This window comes from Kitasatospora sp. NPDC088742, from assembly GCF_055584905.1.
On record NZ_JBVJLD010000003.1, the window covers coordinates 35,930 to 43,556 of the forward strand.

The 7,627-nt window shown below is 74.0% G+C and carries 6 protein-coding genes; 5 read left to right on the top strand and 1 reads right to left on the bottom strand.

The genetic code is table 11. The features are described 5' to 3' along the window. Positions 1–119: 119 nt before the first annotated feature. From ACZ6ZR_RS04490 to ACZ6ZR_RS04500, 3 genes are all read left to right on the top strand, one after another. Positions 120–1,208 carry a spore photoproduct lyase family protein gene (locus ACZ6ZR_RS04490; protein ID WP_465639281.1) on the top strand — a complete coding sequence of 363 codons (1,089 nt, stop codon included), beginning with the start codon at positions 120–122 and terminating at the stop codon, positions 1,206–1,208. Between the two features lie 125 nt (positions 1,209–1,333). Beyond that, positions 1,334–3,127 carry a molybdopterin-dependent oxidoreductase gene (locus ACZ6ZR_RS04495; protein ID WP_465639283.1) on the top strand — a complete coding sequence of 598 codons (1,794 nt, stop codon included), beginning with the start codon at positions 1,334–1,336 and terminating at the stop codon, positions 3,125–3,127. A 114-nt stretch (positions 3,128–3,241) separates the two neighbouring features. Next, positions 3,242–3,886 (top strand): fasciclin domain-containing protein, encoded by a 645-nt coding sequence (locus tag ACZ6ZR_RS04500; RefSeq protein ID WP_465639285.1) that lies wholly within the window; start codon positions 3,242–3,244, stop codon positions 3,884–3,886. 32 nt (positions 3,887–3,918) lie between these two features. On the opposite strand, the gene ACZ6ZR_RS04505 is transcribed toward ACZ6ZR_RS04500, so the two are convergent. Continuing rightward, positions 3,919–4,410, bottom strand: coding sequence for a MarR family winged helix-turn-helix transcriptional regulator (locus tag ACZ6ZR_RS04505; RefSeq protein WP_465639287.1), 492 nt, complete (start codon positions 4,408–4,410; stop codon positions 3,919–3,921). Positions 4,411–4,504: 94 nt separating this feature from the next. Here ACZ6ZR_RS04505 and ACZ6ZR_RS04510 point away from each other — a divergent pair, with 94 nt between their 5' ends. Next, on the top strand, positions 4,505–6,574 hold the full coding sequence (locus tag ACZ6ZR_RS04510; protein ID WP_465639289.1) for an MMPL family transporter: 2,070 nt from the start codon (positions 4,505–4,507) through the stop codon (positions 6,572–6,574). A 245-nt stretch (positions 6,575–6,819) separates the two neighbouring features. Then, positions 6,820–7,494 (top strand): transglycosylase SLT domain-containing protein, encoded by a 675-nt coding sequence (locus ACZ6ZR_RS04515; RefSeq protein WP_465639291.1) that lies wholly within the window; start codon positions 6,820–6,822, stop codon positions 7,492–7,494. Positions 7,495–7,627 lie beyond the last annotated feature (133 nt).

The window sequence follows — 7,627 nt, forward strand, 5'->3', positions numbered from 1 at the left end:
GACTTCGGTGCGGAGGGCCCGCCGGATTGGTCCTGGCAACGAAATCCGCCACGGTGGCGATCCGGACGGCCCGCTGCTCCGAACGTGCGGTGTCGTCCCCGCCGTCCGGAGGTTCCCTCGTGTCAGCCGTCGTCCCGCGCCAGCCCCGGCCGTTCCAGCCGCTGGACATCCGCCGCATCCACGCCGAGCCCGAGGCGCTGGCCTCCGAGCGTGGCCGCCAGGTGCTGGCCCGCTTCCCCGCAGCCGAGGTCATCGAGGTGCCCTCGCACTGGAACATCCCGCACCTGCACGGCAACGCCGGCAACGTCGAGCGGTGGGCCCGGATCAAGCGCGAGGACCTGGTGCTCGGGGTGAAGAAAGCGCTTTCCGCCCGCCCCAACGGCCGCTCCGCCGACTGGATCGCGCCCAGCTCCGCCAACGGCTGCGCGCTGGCCTGCGCCTACTGCTACGTGCCGCGCCGCAAGGGCTACGCCAACCCCGTCACGGTCTTCACCAACATCGACCGGATCATCGGCTACCTCGGCCGCCACGTCGCGAAGCAGGGCACCAAGGCACAGCCCGACCAGTGCGACCCGGCGTCCTGGGTCTACGACATCGGCGAGAACAGCGACTGCTCGGTGGACGCCCTGGTCAGCGAGAACACCGCCGACCTGATCCGGGCCTTCCGCAACTGGCCGACCGCCAAGGCGAGTTTCGCCACCAAGTGGGTCAACCGCGAACTACTGGGGCTCGACCCGCGCGGGCGGACCCGGGTGCGGTTCTCGCTGATGCCGCCGGCCGACGCCCGGCTGCTGGACGTCCGCACCACCCCGGTCCCCGACCGGATCGCGGCGGCCGGGGACTTCCTGGCGGCCGGCTACGAGGTGCACTTCAACCTCTCGCCGGTGGTGCTGCGGCCGGGCTGGCAGGCCGACTGGGCCGAACTCCTGCACCGGATGGACGACTTGCTCCCGATGGCGGTGAAACGGCAGGCCGCCGCCGAGATCGTCATGCTCACCCACAACGAGACCCTGCACCGGGTGAACCTGGGCTGGCACCCGAAGGCCGAGGAGCTGCTCTGGCGGCCCGGCCTCCAGGAGCCCAAGCTCTCGCAGAACGGCAGCTGGAACGTCCGCTACCGGGTGGAGACCAAGGCGCTCGCGCTGGCCGAACTGCGCGGGCTGATCGAGCGTCACGCGCCCTGGCTGCGCATCCGGTACGCGTTCTGAGCCGTCGCTGGGGTTGTTCCTGGCCTGCGGCTGGGGCTGCTCCTGACCTGCGGCGACGGGACGGGTTTCACTCGGGAGAGGGAATCCCCCTCACGCTGACCCATCCGGGGCGGGGAGGGCCCCGAATGCCCGGTGTGAGCAGAGAAGCAGCAGGACACGGCAGCGCCCTTCCGGCGCGGACGGCGGCCGCGGTGCGGTACGCCGTTCCGGCCGGCGCGGTGGGGCTGGCCGCCGCCTGTACGGCGGTGGGAGCGGGCGAGCTGGTGGCCGCGTTCACCGGCCCGGCCGGTGCGCCGGTGCTGGCGGTCGGGTCGGCGGCGATCGACCTGACGCCGACTCCGCTCAAGGAGTACGCCGTGCGGACCTTCGGCACCAACGACAAACCGGTGCTGATCGGCGGGATCCTGCTCACGGTGGCGGCCCTCGCGGTGCTGGCGGGCCTGCTCGCCGCGCGCCGCCCGGCGGCGGGCGCGGCGGTGTTCGCGGCCTTCGGCGGTGTCGGCGCCTGGGCCGCCCTGTCCCGTCCGGAGAGCGGTGGGGCGGACGTCCTGCCCGCTCTCGCGGCGGGTGCCGCGGGCGCGGCGGCCGTGTACTGGTTGGGCACACTGCTGCGCGCCCGCCGAGCCGCCACCGCCGAGGCCGCCACCGCCCGGGACGGGGCGGTGGCGGAGGAGGAGGGGTACGGGCAGCCGGCTGCGGATGCCGGCGGTCCGACCGGTGGGGAGGGTGTCGATGCGGCTTCTGCCACGGTTGCCGCATCGGCTCCCGCTCCGTCGGCCCCCGCCGGTGCTGACGGTCCGTCCGGGGCCGGGGTGGCTCCCCGGCCCGCCACGCCACGGCTCACCGGGCCGTCGCGTCGGACGGTGCTGCTGGCGACCGCCGGGACCGCGCTGGTCGGTCTGACCGCCGGCTACGGCGGCCGGACGCTCGGGGAGCGGCGGGGCGACGTGTCCGCGCTGAGGGATGCCGTCCGGCTCCCCGCTCCCGCGCTGCCGGCCCGCCCGCTGCCCGCCGGGGTGCATCCCGATGTCCCCGGGCTCGCCCCGTTCCTGACCCCCAATCAGGACTTCTACCGGGTCGACACGGCCCTCACCGTGCCCCGGATCGACCCGCGCCGCTGGAGCCTGCGGCTGCACGGCCTGGTGGACCGCCCGGTGGTGCTGAACTACGAGGAGCTGCTCCGGCTGCCGCTGGAGGAGCTCGACCACACCCTCTCCTGCGTATCCAACGAGGTCGGCGGCCCGTACGTCTCCACCACCCGCTGGCTCGGCGCCTCGCTCCCCGCCCTGCTCCGCCGGGCCGGAGTGCGCCCCGGCGCCGACCAGTTGGTCGGCCGCTCGCAGGAGGGCATGACCATCGGCACCCCGCTCGCCTCGGTGCTGGACGGCCGGCCGGCGCTGCTCGCGGTGGCGATGGACGGCCAACCGCTGCCGCTCGCGCACGGCTTCCCGTGCCGGACGGTGGTGCCCGGCTTCTACGGCTACACCTCGGCCACCAAGTGGCTGGTGGACTTGGAGGTCACCACCTTCGCCGCCCGCGACCCGTACTGGGTCAGGCGCGGCTGGGACCGGACCGGCGAGGTCCGGACCGCCTCCCGGATCGAGGTCCCGGCCCCGTTCGCCAAGGTCCCGGCCGGGGACGTCACCGTGGCCGGCACCGCCTGGGCCACCCACCGGGGCGTCGCCGCCGTCGAGTTGAGAGTGGACGGCGGCCCGTGGGCCGAGGCCGCGCTCGCCGCCGACGGCGGGCCCGACCTGTGGCGGCAGTGGAGCCACACCTGGCGCGACGCCCGCCCGGGTACCCACCGGCTGGAGGTCCGGGCCACCGACGGCACCGGCAGCACCCAGCCGGAGGACCGCGCCACCCCCTATCCGTCCGGCGCCACCGGCTGGCACAGCACGGTGGTCCGGGTCACCTGAGAACCCCCGCCGCAGCGGCCGCCCGCCCGAGGGGCGGGCCGGCCGGACGGCACCCCCATGTCACGAACCGATGTCACGAACCGAATCGTCACGATGATCCAAGGAGCAAGGACCATGTCCATCCGCGCCACTTCCCGCCGTACCTCCCTCGCTGCCCTGCTGGCCGCCGGCACCCTGGTGTTCGGTCTGACCGCCTGCGGGAGCGACTCCGACTCGGCGGTCAAGTCCTCGTCCACACCGTCCAGTTCGGCCTCATCCACCTCCTCCGGTACGGCGATGGCGGCCGACGCGCCGTTCGGGACCGCCTGCGCGGCGGTCCCGAAGGACGGGGCGGGCAGCTTCACCGGCATGGCCAAGGACCCGGTGGCCACCGCCGCCTCCAACAACCCGCTGCTCTCCACCCTGGTGACGGCGGTCAAGCAGGCCGGGCTGGTGGACACCCTGAACTCGGCGAGCAACATCACCGTGTTCGCGCCCACCAACGACGCCTTCGCCAAGATCCCGAAGGCCACCCTGGACGCGGTGCTGGCCGACAAGGCCAAGCTCACCTCGATCCTGACCTACCACGTCACCCCGGACCGCCTGGCCCCGACCGCGCTGGCCGGGACGCACAAGACCCTCCAGGGAAGCGACCTCATGGTCAGCGGCGGCGGCCAGGACTTCACCGTCAACGGCAACGCCAAGGTGCTCTGCGGCAACGTGCAGACCGCCAACGCCACCGTCTACATCGTGGACACCGTGCTGATGCCCGCCTCCTGACGGACCCTCGGCGTGCCCCCGGCCCGCTCCGCTCAGCGCGGCCCGGGGGTGCGCCGTTCGGTCCGCAGCTCCTCCAGCTCCTCGGTGATCCGGGCCAGGAAGCGGGAGACCACGGCCTGCTCCTCGGGCCCGAACTCGGACCGCACCCGCTCGGTGCGCTCCGCCACCGGCCGGAACCAGCTGCCCGCCAGCTCGGCGGCGCCCGGCCGGTGACGGACCCTCACCTGGCGGCCGTCCGCCTCGTCCCGGCTCCGTTCGACGTGCCCGGCGCGCTCCAGGCGGTCCAGGCAAGCGCTTACCGCGCCGGAGGTGAGGGCCAGTTCGGACCGCAGCCGCCCGGGCGTCATCCCGGCGTCCCCCTCGGCGCCGGCGGCCCGGACGACGGCGAGCAGGGCCTGCACATCGGTGGTGTGCAGGCCCTGCTCGGCGGCGAAGTCATGGCTCAGCAGGTTCATCTCGGCGGCCAGCGCCTGGAGTTGCAGGGCGAAGGCCCGGCTGTCGGGGGTGGGGGAGTGCTCGGACAAGACGGCCTTCCGTGATCGGGGGTTTCCACCCTAGTGCGGCCGGCCCTCCCGGCCCCCTCGTGAGATCTCTCAATGATTGAGATATCCTCCGCCTGTGCGCTACCGACGACTCCTGGTCCCCGTCCTGCTACTGGTCTGCTGGCTCGGCCTCGGCGGGGCCTTCGGCTCCTACGCAGGCCGCCTCTCCGAGGTCTCCACCAACGACGGCGCGGCCTTCCTGCCCCGCTCCGCCGAATCCACCGAAGTGGCCCGGCTGGCCTCCCGCTTCCAGACCGGCACCACGCTCCCCGTGGTGCTGGTCTGGGAGACCCGCTCCGACTCCCGCTCCGATTCCAGCCCCGACGGATCCGTCCGGGACGCCGCCACGGCCGCGCTCGCGGCGGCGGCCACCGTCCCCGGCGCCACCGGGCAGGCCTCCCCGCTGCTGGACTCGGCCGACGGCCGGGCCGTGCAGGGCGTGGTCCAACTCCGCGCCGACCTCGGCAAGGAGACCAAGGAGAGCATCCGCCGGATCCGCGAACTCGCCGACGCCGTACCCGGCACCACCGCCGGAGTGGCCGGACCGGCCGCGGTGCTGGCCGACCTCTCCGGCGCCTTCGCAGGGATCGACGGGCTGCTCCTGCTGGTGGCCCTCGGCGTGGTGCTGGTCATCCTGCTGCTCGTCTACCGCAGCGTGGTGCTGCCGCTGCTGGTGATCCTCTCGGCGGTGTTCGCCCTGGCGGTGGCCTGCGCCCTGGTCTACCTGCTGGCCGACCACGGGGTGGTCCGGGTGGACGGCCAGGTCCAGGGCCTGCTGTCGATCCTGGTGATCGGCGCCGCCACCGACTACGCGCTGCTGCTCGCCGCCCGCTACCGCGAGGAACTCCCGCTGCACGCCGACCGGTTCGCCGCGATGCGGACCGCCTGGCGGCGCTCGCTGGAACCCGTCCTGGCCTCCGGCGCCACCGTCGCGCTCGGCCTGCTGGTGCTGCTGCTCTCGGACCTGACGAACAACCAGGCACTCGGCCCCGTCGGCGCGATCGGCATCGTCTGCGCCGTGCTCGCCGCGCTCACCGTCCTGCCCGCCGCCCTGGTGCTGCTCGGCCGCGCCGCCTACTGGCCGGCCCGCCCCACCCGCACCGGGGACGCCGCCCACCCCGTCTGGCACCGGGTGGCCGCCCTGGTCGGCCGCCGCCCCCGCCCGGTCTGGGCCGCCTCGCTCGTGGCGCTCGCCGCCTGCGCCGCGTTCGCCCCGCTGCTCGACTCCGGCGGCGTCCCGCAGACCGAACTCTTCGTCAAGGAACAGCCCTCGGTCGCCGCGCAGCGCCTGCTCTCCGCCCACTTCCCCGGCGGCACCGGCAACCCGGCCGTGATCACCACCCGCGCCGACCGCGCGGACCAGGTCACCGCCGCCGCCCGCAACGTACCGGGCATCGCCGCCGTCCGCCCGTACCAGGGCGGTGCCCCAGGCGGCCCGGTCAGAGAGGTCGACGACCTGGTCCGGCTGGACGCCACCCTCGCCGACCCGGCCGACAGCGATGCCGCCGTCCGCGCCGTCCGGCAGCTGCGGGACGCCGTGCACGCCGTCCCCGAGGCCTCCGCGCGGGTCGGCGGCTACACCGCCCAGCAGTACGACACCCGCACCACCGCCGCCCACGACCGCAAGGTGATCGTCCCGGCCGTGCTGCTCTGCATCCTGGCCGTGCTCGTCCTGCTGCTGCGCTCGCTGCTCGCCCCGCTCCTGCTGGCCGCCACCGTCCTCCTCTCCTACCTGGCCACGCTGGGCGTCAGCGCCCTGGTGTTCCCGCACGTCTTCGGTTTCCAGGCCACCGACCCCTCCGTCCCCCTCTACGGCTACGTCTTCCTGGTCGCGCTCGGTGTGGACTACAACATCTTCCTGATGACCCGGGTCCGGGAGGAGTCGCTGCGGCACGGCACCCGCGAGGGCGTGCTGCGCGGGCTGACCGCGACCGGCGGGGTGATCACCTCGGCCGGGGTGGTGCTGGCAGCCACCTTCGCCGCGCTCGGCGTGATCCCGCTCGCCTTCCTGGCCCAGATCGCCTTCATCGTGGCCTTCGGCGTGCTGCTGGACACCCTGCTGGTCCGCTCGCTGCTGGTGCCGGCGCTGGTCCGCGACCTGGGGGACGCGGTGTGGTGGCCGCTTCACCGGAGGGTGACGAAATGACGGGTCGAGAGGCGAAGGTCACGGCGGAAGGGGGCCCTCGGCGCGGGTGACGTCATTCACAGCCAGACCCTCCTGTTGGCTGACGTGCCGTCACCTCTGGGTGTGGGGGTGGGAGTTGGGGCCCGCTGTGGAGTGGGTCACGCGGGGCGGCGGGGCTTGCCCGGGCGGGTGGGGGTCGCGCAGTCTCGAAGAGCGCCCCGAGGTGCGGCGCCGACTCCCCACCCCTTCCCCGGAGGTACTCCGCCATGTCCGCGAACACCCAGAACCGCCACCGCAGGAGCCGAATACGCTACGACCGGCTGCCCAACAAGGTGCTCGGCCTCGGGATCGCCGGCGCGGTCGTCCTGAGCGTCGCGGCCCCGGTGGCCCAGGCGGTGGCCTCGCCCACCGGCGCCACGCAGCTGGTCGCCGCCCAGGCCCCCGCCGCCGGCCCGGCCGAGCAGGCCGCCCCGGCGCAGGACCAGGCCCAGCAGAACCAGCCGCAGGAGCAGCCGCAGGCCCCGGCCGAGGCACAGCAGCAGGCCGCCCCCGCGGCTCCGGCCGCGCCCGCCGCCCCCGCCGCGCCGACCTACTCGAACGACCTGGACGGCTGGATCAAGCAGGCCCGCGACGTGCTGTCCGCCGCCGGCAAGCCGGTGCCCTCGTACCGCGCGATGTACGCCACCGCCATGGCCGAGTCCACCGGAAACCCGAAGGCCACCAACGGCTGGGACTCCAACGCCGCCGCCGGCACCCCCTCGATCGGCCTGACCCAGATGATCAAGCCGACCTTCCGGACCTACGCGCTGTCCGGCCACACCGACATCTACAACCCGGTCGACAACCTGATCGCCAGCTCGCGCTACTGCGACGCGGTCTACGGCGGCATGGACAAGATGGCCGGCGCCCGCGGCTACGGGAGCCACTGGCGCGGCTACTGATCCGCTGATCCGCGCCGAGCTGCGCGTCTGTAGCTTCCTACAGGGACGCGACTACGCTTCCCGGGCGAGCTTGTGGAGATCTTCAACGATTCCGCGTGAACTGGCTTTCGACCTGGGTATCGGTCAGCATTGA

What these genes read in the sequence shown, in the direction of transcription:
- ACZ6ZR_RS04495 (WP_465639283.1), top strand. Translation starts at nt 1,334, where the DNA reads ATGCCCGGTGTGAGCAGAGAAGCAGCAGGACACGGCAGCGCCCTTCCG.
- ACZ6ZR_RS04515 (WP_465639291.1), top strand. Translation starts at nt 6,820, where the DNA reads ATGTCCGCGAACACCCAGAACCGCCACCGCAGGAGCCGAATACGCTAC.
- ACZ6ZR_RS04500 (WP_465639285.1), top strand. Translation starts at nt 3,242, where the DNA reads ATGTCCATCCGCGCCACTTCCCGCCGTACCTCCCTCGCTGCCCTGCTG.